The organism is Pseudomonas sp. GL-RE-29, from assembly GCF_019947275.1.
In the GTDB taxonomy this organism is placed as follows: Bacteria; Pseudomonadota; Gammaproteobacteria; order Pseudomonadales; family Pseudomonadaceae; genus Aquipseudomonas; species Aquipseudomonas fluorescens_A.
In genome coordinates this window covers 21783-38979 of record NZ_JAGYGD010000002.1, presented here as the reverse complement: position 1 = coordinate 38979, position 17197 = coordinate 21783, and the positions used below count along the sequence as shown (strand labels likewise).

Here is a 17197-nt window from a genome sequence, read left to right as displayed (position 1 = left end):
CGTCCCAATGCAGGAGCTGCCGAAGGCTGCGATCTTTTGCTTTTAACGCAACAAAATGCTGGCCGACTCTAAAAAGTGGCCATCCCGGTCGTGGTAGCGCACATCGATCCGGTCTGCATCGACAATGAGATGCGCAAAGTTGTCCTGGCTGATCACGTTGCTGGTCAATTCGTGGCAATAATCGCCCGCGGCGGTTCTTGCCAATGGTTGATCGAGAATGAAGATGGACGCTTTGGCATAGGGCAGCAGTTTGCTGTTGCACAGCGGTGACGAGACGATGGTGTGAACCTCGAAGTCCGGGTCTTCGCTGTGGGTCAGCCGGCTCGTCAAGGAGCCGTGGACATCGCCGGAGACGAAGAAGACGTTCTTGATGCGGTGTGTACGAATCGTCTCCAGTAATCGCAGGCGTTGCTCAGGAAAAGCTTGCCACGCGTCATCGCCCAGGCGTTTACGGTCGGGGTAAAACATGACACTGGTGACCACGAATTTGACCCGGGCCGGGCTGTGGATCAGCCATTGGCACAAAGCCTGTTCCTGCTCGACATCCAGAATGCGCCGGTCGACTTCCGAAAGATTGCGCCGGGTTCTGCTGTCAGTGATAAACCATTCAATATCGCCTTCAGTAAATTGATACCAGTACTTGTCCAGCTTCTTGTTTATTTGGCCGCTGCCGGACAGTTGCTGTGCCGGGCTATGGCTGGCTTGATATAACTCGTAGGCCTTTATGGCATTGGTATATAGAAGGTCATCGGATTTATTTCGTTTAGCTGGCCAATTATCTTCAATCTCATGATCGTCAAGGATCATGTAAGTTGGCAGTCCGGACATTAGTTTTGCAATGTTTGGTTGGGTAAAAGCCACGCGATACTTGTGAAGGATTTCCTTGAGTTCCCGGTCGGGCGCAACGATGTTCAGGTCATCGACATAGATCTGGTCGCCGGTCATTAACATTGCACTGATGGGCGGGTTGGCGTGTTCCACCAGCTTTGATATCGAGGCGAAAATCCTGTCGCCCAGATGAGGTGCGGATGCGATGCCGGCGGTGATTCGCAGATAGCGGCAAGATCCTACGACGTAGGCTCGGGGCAGGGTGGGCTGACTGGAGCGGGTGCGGAAGCGATGGATCTGCCGCGGCCATTGCAGGGGCAGTTCTTCAACCGTTTCCACCGTGTGTACCGGATTCATCGGGCTGAACCAGCCGGCCTGGTATTCATGGTCAGTATCAGCAGCAAGATCATTGAGGGTAAAGACTTCGCACATGTCGCGAAGATTATCGAGTTTTGCGAAAAGACCTTTTGACCAGCGTTCTTCTCCAAGTCGTCTATAACGGATGCCGGCGAATACCGAAGCATCCTTTTGTTTATCTCCGCGCAAGAATATGCGTACATGATTAGTTGTGCTGTGACCGATTATTGGGCCAACAGTGGGTTTAACTAAGTTCGAGTCCATTCGGTTTCTGCTATTAAAGTAGACGAGATTCAAGACTAGTTATTGAGCCTTAAAAAATATCGAGCCGAAATGGATTTAAGTTGTGGGCGATATCAGCCACAAATGTAGGAAAGGCTTCCCGTAGGAGCCGGCTTGCTGGCGATGATCGTTAACGGTAACGCGTAGGGTCTGGATAGACGCGGTGCTTTTTCGACCATCGCCAGCAAGCCGGCCCCTACAGGTTTCCCGGGATTGTGTGAGAGCAAAAAAAAGCCCCGCCAAATTGGCGGGGTTGAGGTACGAGCGTGGCGCTCGGAAACGTGAAACGCGACAGGCCCTCCAGCGAAGGAGGGCCGGCCGGTGTTACAGCAGGATGGTGCGGATGTCCGCCAGCAGGCTGCCCAGACGCTGGGTGAAGCGTGCGGCAGCGGCGCCGTTGATCACACGGTGATCGTAGGACAGCGACAGCGGCAGCATCAGCTTCGGCTGGAAGGCTTTGCCGTCCCAGACTGGCTGGATGGTTGCCTTGGAAACACCGAGGATCGCCACTTCCGGCGCGTTGACGATCGGCGTGAAGCCGGTGCCGCCAATGTGGCCGAGGCTGGAAATGGTGAAGCAGGCGCCTTGCATGTCGTCAGCCGTGAGCTTCTTGTCGCGGGCCTTGGCGGCCAGCGCAGCGGCTTCGGCCGCCAGTTGCAGCAGGCTCTTCTGGTCGACGTTCTTGATGACCGGTACCAGCAGGCCATCCGGGGTGTCGACGGCGAAGCCGATGTTGACGTATTTCTTGCGAATGATCGCCTTGCCGCTTGGTGCCAGCGAACTGTTGAAGTCCGGCAGCTCCTTGAGCAGGTGTGCGCACGACTTGAGCAGCAGCGGCAGGATGGTCAGCTTGACGCCGGCCTTCTCTGCAACGGCTTTCTGCGCAACACGGAACGCCTCCAGCTCAGTGATATCAGCCGAATCGAACTGAGTCACGTGCGGAATGTTCAACCAGCTGCGGTGCAGGCTCGACGCGCCGATTTGCATCAGGCGGGTCATCGGTACTTCTTCGATTTCGCCAAAACGGCTGAAGTCGACGACCGGAATCGGCGGGATGCCCGCGCCACCGGTTGCGCCAGCAGCAGCGGCCGGAGCTTCCTTGGCCTTCTGCATCATGGCTTTGACGTAAACCTGCACGTCTTCTTTCAGGATGCGACCGTGCGGACCGCTGGCGCCAACAGCGCTCAGCTCCACACCAAATTCACGGGCCAGTTGACGTACGGCTGGGCCGGCGTGAACTTTGGCGCCAGGCTTGGCTGGAGCGGCAACCGGGGCGGCGGCAGCAGGTGCAGCGGCAGCCGGAGCAGCAGCGGCTGGCGCAGGAGCGCTCGCAGCGGCGGCAGGTGCCGGGGCAGCAGCAGGCGCCGCGCCTTTGACTTTCAGCTTGAGGATCAGGTCGCCAGTACCGACTTCGTCATCCAGCTTGACGGAAACGCTTTCCACCACGCCAGCGGCTGGCGATGGAATTTCCATGCTCGCCTTGTCGGATTCCAGGGTGATCAGCGACTGATCGGCTTCAACGGTGTCGCCGGCCTTGACCAGGACTTCGATGATCTTGGCCTTGCCCGCCGAACCGATGTCCGGAACGTGGATGTCCTGGACGCTGTCGGCTACCGGTGCAGCCGGAGCGGCAGCGGCTGGCGCAGGAGCAGCGGCGGCAGGGGCAGCAGCCTGAGCTGGAGCCGCGGCAGCAGCCGGTGCCGCAGCACCCGCCACTTCCAGATCCAGAATCAGGTCGCCAGTGCCGACTTCGTCGTTGAGCTTGACGCTGATGGCCTTGACCACGCCAGCGGCAGGCGACGGGATCTCCATGCTGGCCTTGTCGGATTCCAGGGTGATCAAAGATTGATCAGCCGAGACGGTATCGCCGACCTTGACCTGGATCTCGATGATCTGGGCCTTGCCCGACGAGCCGATGTCCGGCACGTGCACTTGCTGAACCGAAGCGGCAGCCGGCGCAGCAGCAGGAGCGGCGGCGGCAGGAGCAGCAGCCGGTTTGGCTTCTGCTTTTGCAGCTGGCGCAGCGGCAGCCGCAGGGGCCGCCTCAGCGGCACCTTCGACTTCCAGCTCCAGCAGTTCGTCGCCTTCTTTCAGGCGATCGCCCAGCTTCACTTTCAGGCTCTTGACGATACCGGCCTTCGGCGCGGGCACTTCCATGCTCGCCTTGTCCGATTCCAGCGTCAGGATGCTCTGGTCGGCTTCGATACGGTCGCCGACCTTCACAAACAGTTCAATTACTTCACCTTCACCGCTGCCGATGTCAGGTACGCGAATGAGTTCGCTCACAGAATCTCTCCTCAGCAGTCCAGTGGGTTGAGTTTTTCCGGGTTGATACCGAACTTGGCGATGGCTTCGGCCACAACCTTAGGTTCGATGTCACCACGGTCAGCCAGTGCTTCCAGGGCTGCCAACACCACGAAATGACGGTCGACTTCGAAGAAATGACGCAGTTTCTTGCGGCTGTCGCTGCGGCCGAAACCGTCGGTGCCCAGGACTTTGAATTCCTTGGACGGTACCCACTGACGGATCTGCTCGGCGAACAGTTTCATGTAGTCGGTAGAAGCGATGACCGGACCTTTACGGCCGTTCAGGCACTCTTCGACGTAGCTCAGCTTAGGCTTCTGGCCAGGGTGCAGACGGTTGGTGCGCTCAACGGCCAGGCCGTCGCGACGCAGTTCGTTGAAGCTGGTAACGCTCCACACGTCGGCGCCGACGTTGAACTCTTCACGCAGGATCTTCGCGGCTTCACGGACTTCACGCAGGATGGTGCCGGAGCCCATCAGCTGAACGTGGTGCGCCGCTTCGCGGTTGTCTTCCTCGAGCAGGTACATGCCTTTCTTGATGCCTTCTTCGGCACCGGCCGGCATGGCTGGCTGCTGGTACGACTCGTTCATCACGGTGATGTAGTAGAAGACGTCCTGTTGCTCTTCGGTCATCTTCTTCATGCCGTCCTGAATGATCACCGCCAGCTCGTAGCCGTAGGTTGGATCGTAGGTGCGGCAGTTCGGGATGGTGGCGGCCAGCAGGTGGCTGTGACCGTCTTCGTGCTGCAGGCCTTCACCGTTCAGGGTGGTACGGCCGGCGGTGCCGCCGATCAGGAAGCCACGGGTACGGCTGTCACCAGCGGCCCAGGCCAAGTCACCGATACGCTGGAAGCCGAACATCGAGTAGAAGATGTAGAACGGCAGCATTGGCTGGTTGTGGCTGGAGTAGGAAGTACCGGCAGCGATGAAGGAGCTCATGGCGCCTGCTTCGTTGATGCCTTCTTCGAGGATCTGGCCCTTCTTGTCTTCCTTGTAGAACATCACCTGGTCTTTATCGACTGGCTCGTAGAGCTGGCCGACGGACGAGTAGATGCCCAACTGACGGAACATGCCTTCCATGCCGAAGGTACGGGCTTCGTCCGGAATGATCGGCACGATGCGCGGGCCGATTTCCTTGTCCTTGACCAGTTGCGCCAGGATGCGCACGAAAGCCATGGTGGTGGAAATTTCACGGTCGCCGGAACCGTCGAGGATCGCCTTGAGGGTGTCCAGGTCCGGGGTCGGTACGCTGAAGCTCTGCGCGCGACGCTGTGGCACGAAACCGCCCAGTGCAGTGCGGCGCTCGCTCAGGTAACGGGCTTCGGCGCTGTTTGGCTCTGGCTTGAAGAACGGCAGGTTCTCCAGCTCTTCGTCCTTGACCGGAATGTCGAAACGATCGCGGAACAGCTTCAGGCTTTCAACATCAACTTTCTTGGTATTGTGCGCGGTGTTCTTCGCTTCGCCGGCACCGGTGCCATAACCCTTGATGGTCTTGGCCAGGATGACGGTAGGTTGTTCTTTGTGGTTGACCGCTTCGTGGTACGCCGCGTAGACCTTGTACGGGTCGTGGCCGCCACGGTTGAGTTTCCAGATCTCGTCGTCGGACAGGTCTTCAACCATCGCCTTGAGTTCTGGCGAGTTGAAGAAGTGTTCACGGACGAACGCGCCGTCTTTGGCTTTGTAGTTCTGGTACTCGCCGTCGATGACTTCGTCCATGCGACGTTGCAGGATGCCGTCGACGTCCTTGGCCAGCAGTGGGTCCCAGAAACGGCCCCAGATGACTTTGGTCACGTTCCACTGAGCACCGCGGAACACGCCTTCGAGTTCCTGGATGATCTTGCCGTTGCCGCGAACCGGGCCGTCGAGGCGCTGCAGGTTGCAGTTGATGACGAAGATCAGGTTGTCGAGCTTCTCGCGGCCAGCCAGGGAGATAGCGCCCAGGGATTCCGGCTCGTCGCACTCGCCGTCGCCCAGGAAGCACCAGACTTTTTGCTTGCCGGCAGGAATGAAGCCACGGGCTTCCAGGTACTTCATGAAGCGCGCCTGGTAGATCGCCTGGATCGGGCCCAGACCCATGGATACCGTCGGGAACTGCCAGAAGTCAGGCATCAGCCAAGGGTGCGGGTAGGACGACAGGCCCTGACCGTCGACTTCCTGGCGGAAGTTGTTCATCTGGTCTTCGGTGATGCGGCCTTCCATGAATGCGCGGGCGTAAACGCCTGGCGAGGTGTGGCCCTGGAAGTAGATCAGGTCGCCGCCGTGTTCGTCGGTCGGGGCCTGGAAGAAGTAGTTGAAGCCGATGTCATACAGGGTCGCACTGGAAGCGAAGCTGGAGATGTGACCACCCAGGTCAGAATCTTTCAGGTTCGTACGCATTACCATGGCCATCGCGTTCCAGCGCACCAACGAGCGAATGCGGCGTTCCATGAACAGGTCGCCAGGCATGCGTGCTTCGTGGGTTACGGGGATCGTGTTGCGGTAAGGCGTGGTGATGGCGTAAGGCAACTGCGAACCGCTGCGGGTTGCGAGTTCACCCATACGGGTCATCAGATAGTGAGCACGGTCTTCGCCTTCTTTGTCGAGAACCGATTCCAGGGCGTCCAGCCATTCCTGGGTTTCGACGGGATCGAGGTCTTGCATGGCTTGCTCCAGGGCGGAAAGGCTACCAGAATCGGTTGCCTGAGTTAGCGACTGGCCTTGTGGGCAGACGTTATGAATTCTTGGATTGCCGATAGGTTGTTCCGGCGGCGTGTAGTTTTACTACAAATCTTCGGGCATTTCAGCTATCCGAATGTATATACGAGTAGTAAAACTACAGATGAGCGGCTTGTGGCCTCCGACTACGTTGTGAGAATAATCGTTAAGGTTGGAATTTTTCCAACCGAGAAAGGTGAAAGCTTGATGCGGCCTGCCAATAAAAAAGAATTTTCAGCTATTTCTAACCTTTGTTCGACAGTCGATCAGGTAGTGAGTTTTGCAAAATCACTACATGCCGCCTTCTATACGCCGATCAAGGATAGACCATGAGCCTCCCTTCGCTTGTTGAACTGCCCGCCATTCTCCTGCCGTTTGTCACCCGCGCCGAGCAGTCGTTCCGTACCGCCGTCGAGGCATTGGATGACGACCATGGACTGCCCGCATGGACGCCTGAACGCTGGGCACAATTTGCCCGCGTCACGGCGGCCAGCGACTTTGTAACCGAACAATCCGTGCGTGATCCGCTGATGCTGCTGGAACTGGTGCAGTCCGGCGAACTGGACCGCAGCTTCGCGCCCGGCGAGTTGTGCGCGCAGATTGCGGCAGCCTCGAATGTGGCCGAAACCGATGATCAACTCGGGCGAGCGTTGCGCCGCCAACGCGCTCGCCACCAAGTGCGGATCATCTGGCGCGACCTGACCCGCCAGGCCGATCTTGTTCAAACCTGCCGCGACCTTTCGGACATGGCCGATGCCAGCATCGATCAGGCCTATCAATGGTTGTACGCGCGGCATTGCCAGCAGTTCGGCGTGCCGACCGGCCGCCGCAGCGGCGAGCCGCAGCAGATGGTTGTGCTTGGCATGGGCAAGCTCGGTGCCGTTGAGCTGAATCTGTCGTCGGACATCGACCTGATTTTCGCCTACCCCGAGGGCGGCGAAACCGTCGGCGTTAAACGCTCGCTGGATAACCAGGAATTCTTCATTCGTCTTGGCCAGCGTTTGATCAAGGCGCTGGACCCGATGACCGTCGACGGTTTTGTGTTCCGCGTCGACATGCGCCTGCGGCCCTATGGATCGTCGGGCGCGTTGGTCTTGAGCTTCAACGCGCTGGAGCAGTATTACCAGGATCAGGGTCGCGACTGGGAACGCTACGCGATGATCAAGTCGCGGGTGGTGGCCGGCGATCAGGTCGCTGGCGCGCAATTGCAAGAGATGCTGCGTCCGTTCGTTTACCGGCGTTACCTGGATTTTTCTGCCATCGAAGCGCTGCGCACCATGAAGCAGCTGATTCAGCAGGAAGTCCGGCGCAAGGGCATGGCCGACAACATCAAGCTCGGCTCCGGCGGCATCCGCGAAGTAGAGTTTATTGCCCAGGCGTTCCAGCTGATTCACGGCGGTCGCGACCTCAGCCTGCAACAACGTCCGTTATTGAAAGTACTGAGCACGCTGGAAGGTCAGGGTTACCTGCCACCAGCGGTGATCAGCGAACTGCGTGAAGGTTACGAATTCCTGCGCTACACCGAACATGCGATCCAGGCGATTGCCGACCGCCAGACCCAGATGCTGCCGGATGGCGCACAGGATCAGGCGCGCATTGCCTTTATGCTGGGCTTCGACGATTGGGCTGCTTTCCATGAGCGTCTGATGTACTGGCGTGGCCGCGTGGCCTGGCACTTCGCTCAGGTGATCGCCGATCCCGACGAGGAGCAAGGTGCCGAAAGCGAAGTGGTGGTCGGCGGTGAATGGCTGCCGCTGTGGGAAGAGGCTCAGGATGAAGAGGCGGCTTGCCGGCAGTTGCAGGAAGGCGGTTTCAGCGATGCCACCAAGGCCCTTAAAGCCTTGGCCGGTCTGCGCGGTAGTCCGCAATTGCGCGCCATGCAACGTCTGGGGCGCGAGCGTCTTGATGCCTTTATTCCACGTTTGCTGGCTCAGGCTGTGGAGCACGCCAATCCGGATCTGGTGCTGGAACGAGTACTGCCGCTGGTTGAGGCCGTGGCGCGCCGTTCTGCGTATCTGGTGTTGCTGACCGAAAACCCCGGCGCGCTGCGGCGCTTGCTGACGTTGTGCGCGGCGAGCCCGTGGATCGCCGAGCAAATCACCCGTTTCCCGTTGCTGCTCGACGAACTGCTCAATGAAGGTCGACTGTTCAAGCCGCCCCTGGCGCCGGAACTGGCCGCCGAATTGCGCGAGCGCCTGACGCGGATTCCCGAGGATGATCTCGAACAGCAAATGGAAGCCCTGCGCCATTTCAAACTGGCGCACCGTTTGCGCGTCGCGGCTTCGGAAATCGCCGGCAGCCTGCCGCTGATGAAAGTCAGCGATTACCTGACCTGGCTTGCCGAAGCGATTCTGGAGCAAGTTCTGGCCCTGGCCTGGCGCCAGACCGTGGCCAAGTACGGCACGCCGTTGCGCACTGACGGCACGCTGTGCGATCCCGGCTTCATCATTGTCGGTTATGGGAAAGTCGGCGGTCTGGAACTCGGGCATGGTTCGGACCTGGATCTGGTGTTCATCCACGACGGCGATCCGCAGGCGGAAACCGACGGGCCGAAACCTATCGATGGTGCGCAATTTTTCACCCGACTCGGGCAGCGGATCATTCACTTGCTCACGGCGCAGACCAACTCCGGTCAGCTCTATGAAGTGGACATGCGCCTGCGACCGTCCGGTGCGTCGGGGTTGCTGGTGAGTTCGCTGGGGGCATTTGCCCGCTATCAAGAGAACGAAGCCTGGACCTGGGAGCATCAGGCATTGGTGCGTGCGCGAGTACTGGTGGGCAGCACGGATGTCGGCCAGGCGTTCGAGCAGGTTCGCGCTTCTATCCTGGGCAAGGCGCGTGATTTGCCGACCCTGCGCCAGGAGGTCAGCGAGATGCGCGCCAAGATGCGCGAGAACCTCGGCACCAAGAGCACCGCGGCCGGCACCGGGGCAAATGCCTTCGAGGCCACGGCGCCATTCGATCTCAAGCAGGACGCCGGTGGTATCGTCGATATTGAATTTATGGTGCAATACGCGGCCCTGGCGTGGTCGCAAACGCACCCGCCACTGCTGCGCTGGACGGACAATATCCGCATTCTGGAAGAGCTGGAGAAGGCAGGGTTGATGCCCGTCGAGGACGCCAGCCTGTTGCGTGAAGCCTATAAAGCTTACCGCTCCGCCGCCCACCGGCAGGCCTTGCAGAAAGATGCGGGGGTAATCACGGGCGACCAGTTCGCGGACGAACGGCGACAGGTCATGCGGATCTGGCGTGAGCTGGGGCTAAGCTGAGCTGACTTGAAGTGTGGCGGGCTGTTGTGGCGAGGGAGCTTGCTCCCGCTGGAGTGCGAAGCGCTCCCCAATCAGCTTTTGCGGTCTGTCAGATGAGAGTGCGGTGGCGGGTTTTGGGTTGCTTCGCAGCCCAGCGGGAGCAAGCTCCCTCGCCACAGGGGTTTATGCTGACTGACATGAATGTGTATTAAATTGATCCGACGAGCCCCAACCGGTTCGTCCAAAATGACCTGATGGTTCAACCCGCAGGTGATGGATTCTCGAGGCGGGGAGGCATAAGCCTCCCCGGTTCGTTTTTGGAAACTACATGAAAATTCTGATCGTTGGGCCCAGTTGGGTCGGTGACATGGTGATGGCGCAGACACTGTTTCAGTGTCTCAAACAACGCCACCCGCAATGCGAAATCGACGTGCTGGCCCCCGAGTGGAGCCGGCCGATTCTTGAGCGCATGCCCGAAGTTCGCCAGGCCTTGAGCTTCCCGCTCGGTCACGGCGCGCTGGAGCTGGCGACGCGTCGGCGCATCGGCAAATCCCTGGCCGGCCAATACAGCCAGGCGATCCTGCTGCCCAATTCCCTGAAGTCAGCCTTGGTGCCGTTTTTTGCCGGCATTCCCAAGCGCACCGGCTGGCGCGGCGAGTTCCGTTACGGCCTGCTCAATGACGTGCGCACGCTGGATAAAGAACGTTATCCGTTGATGATTGAGCGCTTCATGGCTTTGGCCTACGAGCCCGGTTTTGAACTGCCGACGCCGTACCCGCGCCCAAGCCTGCAAATCGACCCGGTCACCCGCGAGGCAGCGCTGGCCAAGTTTGGCCTGACCCTCGATCGTCCGGTGCTTGCGCTGTGCCCCGGCGCCGAGTTTGGCGAGTCCAAACGCTGGCCATCCGAGCACTACGCGAAAGTCGCCGAAGCGAAGATTCGCGAGGGCTGGCAAGTCTGGCTGTTCGGTTCGAAAAACGATCACGCCGTGGGCGAAGACATCCGTTCGCGGTTGATTCCCGGTTTGCGTGAGGAATCGGTAAACCTCAGTGGCGGTACTTCGCTGGCCGAAGCGATCGACCTGTTGTCCTGCGCCGATTCGGTGGTCTCCAACGACTCCGGCCTGATGCACGTCGCCGCCGCGCTGAATCGCCCGCTGGTGGCGGTCTACGGTTCGACGTCGCCGGGTTTCACGCCGCCGCTGGCCGAGCATGTCGAGATCGTGCGCCTGGGCATCGAATGCAGCCCATGCTTCGACCGCACCTGCCGTTTCGGCCATTACAACTGCCTGCGCCAGCTCATGCCGCAAGCGGTGAACGAAGCCTTGCAGCGTTTGCAGGGCACTGTGGTCGAGGTCAAATAGTTTGCGGGTACTGCTGATCAAGACTTCATCGCTGGGCGACGTGATTCACGCGTTGCCGGCGCTGACCGACGCGGCGCGGGCGATTCCCGGCATCAAATTCGACTGGGTGGTGGAAGAGGGCTTCGCCGAAATTCCGACCTGGCACCCGGCCGTGGGCAAGGTGATTCCGGTGGCGATCCGTCGCTGGCGCAAGAACATCTGGCAGACGATCAAGAGCGGTGAGTGGAAGCGCTTCAAGCAAAGCATTCGCGCCACGAAATACGATTTGGTCATCGATGCCCAGGGCCTGCTGAAAAGCGCCTTGCTCACCCGCTATGTCAAAGCCCCGGTCGCCGGGCTCGACAAGGACTCCGCGCGCGAGCCGATTGCCGCACGTTTCTATTCCCGCCGTTTGGCCGTGGCCCGTGGGCAGCACGCGGTAGAGCGAGTGCGTCAGCTGTTTGCCGTGGCCTTGGGTTATGACCTGCCCAAAGGCCTGGGCGATTACGGTCTGAGCGTCGAGCGTCTGGTGGAATTGCCGCGCAAGAATCCTTACGTGCTGTTCCTGCATGGCACCACGTGGGACACCAAGCACTGGCCGGAAACCTACTGGCGCGAGCTGGCCGAGCGGGTCGGTTACCTCGGTGTCGGGGTGAAACTGCCGTGGGGCAACCCGATCGAGAAGGCACGCGCCGAGCGCATCGCCAAAGACATGAAGCATGTCGAAGTGTTGCCCAAGCTGAACCTGGCCGGCGTCGGTAAAGTGCTGGCCGGCGCGCAAGCCTGCGTGGCGGTGGACACCGGCCTCGGTCACTTGGCTGCCGCGCTGGACGTGCCGACCTTGTCGTTGTTCGGCCCGACCAACCCGGGCCTGACCGGCGCTTACGGCAAGTCGCAGATTCACCTGGCCAGCGACTTCCCTTGCGCGCCCTGTATGCAAAAGAAATGCACCTATCAACCGACGGCCGAAGATGCCCGCCGGTTCGACCTGAAACGCGAGTGGCCACTGTGCTTCACGCGTCTGAATCCCGAGCGTGTCGCGAGCCGACTGAGCACGTTGTTACTGGCTGAGGAGCTGCGCTGATGCAATTGGCATTTGTCCTGTACAAGTATTTTCCCTTTGGCGGCTTGCAGCGCGATTTCATGCGCATTGCCCTGGAGTGCCAAAAACGTGGCCATCAGATTCGCGTCTACACGCTGATTTGGGAGGGTGACGTGCCACCCGGTTTCGAAGTGCTGGTGGCGCCGGTCAAGGCGTTCTTCAACCACCGTCGTAACGAAAAGCTCAGCGCATGGATGGAAGCGGACCTGGCCAAGCGTCCGGTGGATCGCCTGATCGGCTTCAACAAAATGCCAGGCCTGGACGTCTACTACGCCGCCGACGGCTGCTTCGAAGACAAGGCGCAGAATCTGCGCAATTCGCTGTACCGTCGCTGGGGCCGCTATCGCCACTTCGCCGAGTACGAGCGCGCGGTGTTCGCCAAGGACGCCAAGACCGAAGTGCTGATGATTTCCGAAGTCCAGCAACCGCTATTTATCAAGCATTACGACACGCCGCTGGAGCGCTTCCACTTGCTGCCGCCGGGCATCGCCCAGGATCGTCGCCGCCCGGCGGATGCCGATGAAATTCGTGCCGGGTTTCGCGCCGAATTCAATCTCAAGGATGACGACTTGCTGCTGGTGCAGATCGGCTCCGGGTTCAAGACCAAGGGTGTGGATCGCAGCCTCAAGGCATTGGCCGCGCTGCCCGCTGATCTGAAGAAGCGTACCCGGCTGTTTGTAATTGGCCAGGATGACCCCAAGTTATTCCAGATGCAGAGCGCCACGCTGGGGCTCGGCGACAACGTGACGTTCCTCAAGGGTCGCAGCGATATCCCGCGCTTCCTGCTGGGCGCCGATCTGTTGATCCACCCGGCGTACAACGAAAACACCGGCACCGTGTTGCTCGAAGCGCTGGTAGCCGGGTTGCCGGTGCTGGTGAGCGCGGTGTGCGGTTACGCCCATTACATTGCCGAGGCCGACGCTGGTCTGGTGTTGGACGAACCGTTCGATCAGGCGCAACTGACGCAGTACCTGACCGGCATGTTGAGCGACGCTCAAGCGCGGGCGGCCTGGAGCCGCAACGGTGTGGCCTTTGCCGAGACGGCCGACCTCTATAGCATGCCGCAGCACGCGGCCGATGTGATTCTGGCGGAGCACGCTTAATGAAGTTGATGCTGGCTGAACCGTTCAAGAGCCTCTGGGCCGGACGTGACCCGTTCGCCGAAGTCGAGAGCTTGCAGGGCGAGGTGTACCGCGAACTTGAAGCTCGCCGCACCCTGCGCACTGAAGTGAACGGCAACGGGTTTTTCGTGAAGATCCACCGTGGCATCGGCTGGGGCGAGATCTTCAAGAACCTGCTCACCGCCAAGCTGCCGGTACTCGGCGCGGGCCAGGAGTGGAAGGCGATCCAGCGCTTGCAGGAAGTCGGTGTGCCGACCATGACCGCCGTCGCTTACGGCGAAAAGGGCAGCAACCCGGCCGACCAGCATTCGTTTATCGTCACTGAAGAACTGGCGCCAACCATCAGTCTTGAAGATTTCAGCATCGATTGGGTCAAACAGCCGCCCGAGCCAAAACTCAAGCGCGCGCTGATCGCCGAGGTCGCGCGCATGACCGGCATGATGCACCGCGCCGGGGTCAACCACCGTGACTGCTATATCTGCCACTTCCTGCTGCATACCGATAAACCGGTGACCGCAGAAGACTTCAAGCTCTCGGTAATCGACCTGCACCGCGCCCAGACCCGTCCGGCGATTACCCAGCGCTGGCGCAACAAGGATCTGGCGGCGCTGTACTTTTCGGCCCTGGATATCGGCCTCACCCAGCGCGACAAAATGCGTTTCCTCAAAGGTTACTTCCAGCAACCGCTGCGCCAGATCCTGGCTGAGGAAGCGGCACTGCTGAGCTGGCTTGAAGGCAAGGCCAACAAACTCTACGACCGTAAACAGCGATACGGGGACGCGCTCTGATGGCGGGTTGGAATCTGGAGCCTGCTTACCGTGATCTGGCCGAAGACTTCGGCAGTCTTGAGGCGGTGTTTGCACTTCAAGGCGAACGTCTGACCCGGGATCCGCTGTCCGAAGTCATTCGCGTGAAGCGCAATGGCGTCAATTATTACGTGAAACGCTATGTGGGCGCGGGCAAAGGCTTGCGTCGCTACCTGGGCAAGCCTCGGGTGAAAATGGAATGGCAAAACCTCAAGCGCTTCGCCAAATGGGGCATTCCCACCGCCGAAGTCATCGCCTGGGGCCTGGAGCGACGCGGCGCTGCGTATGATCGCGGGGCGATGATCACTCGCGAATTGCCGCACACCGAAGACTTGTCCGCATTGGCCGACCGGCATGACTCCAAGCTCGCGGACCGCGCCTGGGTTGACACCGTCAGTCGCCAATTGGCCGGCTACACCCGCACCATGCACGACCATCGTTTTACCCATAATGATTTGAAGTGGCGCAACCTGCTGATCGACGATCAGGCCCGACTTTTTCTGATCGATTGCCCCAACGGTGATTTCTGGCGTGGTTTCTGGCTCAAATATCGCATCACCAAAGACCTGGCGTGCCTCGATAAAGTGGCCAAGTATCACTTGTCGGCCACCCAGCGCCTGCGCTTTTACCTGCAATACCGCCAACGGACCCGGCTCAACGCCGCGGATAAAAAACGGATCCGGCATGTGGTGAGATTTTTCGAGGGACGCGAATGACTGATTTCCTGGCCGCTGAAGACCGTGCGCTGCTTGAGCGCCACGGCCTCGGCACTTTCGATGCGCTCTGGGCCCGGGAGCTTGATGCGGTGGACGAGCCCAACTCCGTTCGCGGTGGCTGGAGCAGTGTGTTTCGACTGGATCTGGAAGGTCATGGCTACTACCTCAAGCGCCAGAGCAACTACCAGATGCACACCTTGCATGCGCCTTTCGGCGAGCCGAGTTTTGCCCGTGAGTTTCGCAACATCAGCCGCTATGAAAAGCTTGGCATCCCGGCGCTGAAAGCGGTGTTCTTCGGTGAGCGCAAAGTCAAAGGTGAAGTCCGCGCGATTCTGCTGACTCGCGCCCTGGACGGTTGGGATGACCTCGATTCGTTGTTGCAGCGCTGGTCGGACCTGAGCGAAACGCAGCACACGGCCATTCTCCAGGCCTGCGGGCAACTGGCGCAGTGTCTGCACGGCAAGCGTCAGGTTCACGGCTGTTTTTACCCCAAGCACATTTTTCTCCAGGCCAGCGGTGACGGCTACCAGGCCCAGTTGATCGACCTGGAAAAGACCCGGCCATTGCTGCTTGGCCAGCGCGATCGGGTGAAGGATCTGGAGCCATTGCTGCGTCGAGCGCCGGAGTGGAGCGAAGCGCAGTTGCGTATTTTGTTGGCTGCTTATCTGGATCAGGCGCAGGACAGTTCGTTGATCGACAACTGGCTGCAGCGACTGACCGCGCGCCGCGGCCATAAGGAGAAGCGCTGATGCGTTTGTCTGAACTGAAAAACGCCGGCCGTACACCGAGCCTGCCGTTGAGTCTTTCCCTGGCCGATGCCGCCGGCCCCGCCGAATTGCAGTTGTTGAGCCTGTTGCGGGTGTTGCCGGGGCAGCGCTATGTCGGAGCCGGTGTCTGGCGCGGCCGTCCGGTGCTGGCCAAGTTGCTGGTTGGCAGCAAGGCCGCTCGGCATTTTCAGCGTGAGCTGGATGGCGTGCGCTTGCTCGCCGCTCAAGGCCTGACCACGCCGCAGCTGTTGGCCGATGGCCTGAAGGAAGGCGAGGGTGGCTGGCTGCTGTTCGAGTTTCTGGAGGGCGCGCAAAGTCTGGGTGATACCTGGAAGCAGGTCGAAAATTTACCGGTGTTGTCCGACGGGCAGGGAGCGGTATTGGCTGAGGCGTTAGGTGCCATCGGTCAAATGCACCGCAAAGGGCTGTGGCAGGAGGACCTGCACCTGGACAACTTGTTGCGCCAGCGTGGTCGTCTGTATTTGATCGACGGTGCCGGGATTCGCAGCGAAACCCCTGGCCAGCCACTGTCACTGCAGAAAGTCCTGGAAAACCTCGGGGTGTTTTTTGCCCAGTTGCCGAAGTCGATAGAGCCCTTCATTGAAGAGTTGCTGGTGTATTACCTGCTCAGCAACGGCGAGCACGCCTTGCCGATGGAAGCCTTGCAGAAGCAGATCGACAAGGTTCGTAGCTGGCGTCTCAGGGACTATCTGATCAAAGTGGGTCGCGAGTGCACGCTGTTCAGCGTCCAGCGCGGCGCGTTCGGTTTGCGCGCGATCCGTCGCGAGGAAGAAGCAGCGATGCTGCCGGTATTGGCTCAGGCCGATGCCTTGCTAGATCAGGGGCACCTGTACAAGACCGGCGGCGCGGCGAGCGTTGGCAAGGTCGAGGTGGACGGCCGCACGCTGGTGATCAAACGCTACAACATCAAGGGTTTCGCCCACTGGCTCAAGCGCTTCTGGCGCCCGAGCCGTGCCTGGCATTCCTGGCGCGAAGGCAATCGGCTGGCGTTCCTCGGCATCGCCACGCCCAAGCCGCTGGCATTGTTGGAGAAGCGTTTTTTCTGGCTGCGCAGCCGGGCCTACCTGATCACCGAGCATCTGCCGGGGCCGGATATCATCGAGCGCTTTGCGCCGTATATTGAAAGCGGCGACGCTCCGGAGGCCGAGCTGTTGGCGCTGGATCACCTGTTCGCCGAATTGATACGAGAGCGCATCAGCCACGGCGACTTCAAGGGCCACAACCTGTTCTGGCAGGAAGATCGCTGGGCGCTGATCGATCTGGATTCGATGTGTCAGCACGGTTCGCTCGGCAGCTTTGCCCCGGCGTATGCGCGGGATCGGGCGCGATTCATGCGTAATTGGCCGGAGAGTAGTGCGCTGTATCAGGTCATTGATCAGCGTTTGCCTAAAGACATTTCCAGCGCTGCCTGAATCGGACCTTCGGTCCTGTCGCGGGCAAGCCCGCTCCCACTGTGTCCGAGAATGCCTGCGATCTCTGGCAACCACAAAACCTGTGGGAGCGGGCTTGCCCGCGATGAGGCCCGAACTGCCAGCGAAGATTAGGGACAGTTTCTTAAGAGCCGTCCTACGCAATCTTGGGAAGCCATGAACTGTGGCTTGAATGATCAC

At 60.0% G+C, this 17197-nt stretch carries 12 protein-coding genes; 9 read left to right on the top strand and 3 right to left on the bottom strand.

The window, feature by feature from the left end:
- Positions 1-42 precede the first annotated feature (42 nt).
- The 3 genes from KGB21_RS01970 to aceE all read right to left on the bottom strand — a co-directional run bounded on the left by KGB21_RS01970 (position 43) and on the right by aceE (position 6410).
- Positions 43-1449, bottom strand: a complete 1407-nt coding sequence (locus KGB21_RS01970) for an alkaline phosphatase D family protein (RefSeq protein ID WP_223503319.1) — start codon at positions 1447-1449, stop codon at positions 43-45.
- Positions 1450-1791: 342 nt separating this feature from the next.
- Positions 1792-3753 (bottom strand): dihydrolipoyllysine-residue acetyltransferase, encoded by a 1962-nt coding sequence (gene aceF, locus KGB21_RS01965; RefSeq protein WP_034148683.1) that lies wholly within the window; start codon positions 3751-3753, stop codon positions 1792-1794.
- 11 nt (positions 3754-3764) lie between these two features.
- A complete protein-coding gene (gene aceE / locus KGB21_RS01960) occupies positions 3765-6410 on the bottom strand; it encodes a pyruvate dehydrogenase (acetyl-transferring), homodimeric type (RefSeq protein ID WP_034148684.1) in 2646 nt (881 codons plus the stop codon).
- A 72-nt stretch (positions 6411-6482) separates the two neighbouring features.
- Here aceE and KGB21_RS01955 point away from each other — a divergent pair, with 72 nt between their 5' ends.
- The 9 genes from KGB21_RS01955 (at position 6483) to KGB21_RS01915 (ending at position 16999) form a co-directional block, all read left to right on the top strand.
- Positions 6483-6797: a hypothetical protein gene (locus KGB21_RS01955; protein WP_223503318.1), complete on the top strand. Its 315-nt coding sequence runs from the start codon at positions 6483-6485 to the stop codon at positions 6795-6797.
- Positions 6794-9733, top strand: coding sequence for a bifunctional [glutamate--ammonia ligase]-adenylyl-L-tyrosine phosphorylase/[glutamate--ammonia-ligase] adenylyltransferase (gene glnE, locus KGB21_RS01950; RefSeq protein ID WP_223503316.1), 2940 nt, complete (start codon positions 6794-6796; stop codon positions 9731-9733). Before KGB21_RS01955 ends, glnE begins: the two co-directional genes overlap by 4 nt.
- A gap of 307 nt (positions 9734-10040) precedes the next feature.
- On the top strand, positions 10041-11075 hold the full coding sequence (gene waaF, locus KGB21_RS01945) for a lipopolysaccharide heptosyltransferase II (RefSeq protein WP_223503314.1): 1035 nt from the start codon (positions 10041-10043) through the stop codon (positions 11073-11075).
- 1 nt (position 11076) lies between these two features.
- Positions 11077-12138, top strand: coding sequence for a lipopolysaccharide heptosyltransferase I (waaC, locus tag KGB21_RS01940; protein ID WP_223503312.1), 1062 nt, complete (start codon positions 11077-11079; stop codon positions 12136-12138).
- Positions 12138-13259: a glycosyltransferase family 4 protein gene (locus tag KGB21_RS01935; protein ID WP_034148688.1), complete on the top strand. Its 1122-nt coding sequence runs from the start codon at positions 12138-12140 to the stop codon at positions 13257-13259. The genes waaC and KGB21_RS01935 overlap by 1 nt, the downstream gene beginning before the upstream one ends.
- Positions 13259-14065 carry a lipopolysaccharide core heptose(I) kinase RfaP gene (gene rfaP / locus KGB21_RS01930; RefSeq protein ID WP_034148689.1) on the top strand — a complete coding sequence of 269 codons (807 nt, stop codon included), beginning with the start codon at positions 13259-13261 and terminating at the stop codon, positions 14063-14065. Before KGB21_RS01935 ends, rfaP begins: the two co-directional genes overlap by 1 nt.
- Positions 14065-14799, top strand: a complete 735-nt coding sequence (locus tag KGB21_RS01925) for a lipopolysaccharide kinase InaA family protein (RefSeq protein WP_223503311.1) — start codon at positions 14065-14067, stop codon at positions 14797-14799. Before rfaP ends, KGB21_RS01925 begins: the two co-directional genes overlap by 1 nt.
- Positions 14796-15548 carry a lipopolysaccharide kinase InaA family protein gene (locus tag KGB21_RS01920; RefSeq protein WP_034148691.1) on the top strand — a complete coding sequence of 251 codons (753 nt, stop codon included), beginning with the start codon at positions 14796-14798 and terminating at the stop codon, positions 15546-15548. The genes KGB21_RS01925 and KGB21_RS01920 overlap by 4 nt, the downstream gene beginning before the upstream one ends.
- Entirely contained in the window at positions 15548-16999 is a 1452-nt protein-coding gene (locus tag KGB21_RS01915) for a lipopolysaccharide kinase InaA family protein (RefSeq protein WP_223503309.1), read from the top strand. The genes KGB21_RS01920 and KGB21_RS01915 overlap by 1 nt, the downstream gene beginning before the upstream one ends.
- Positions 17000-17197 lie beyond the last annotated feature (198 nt).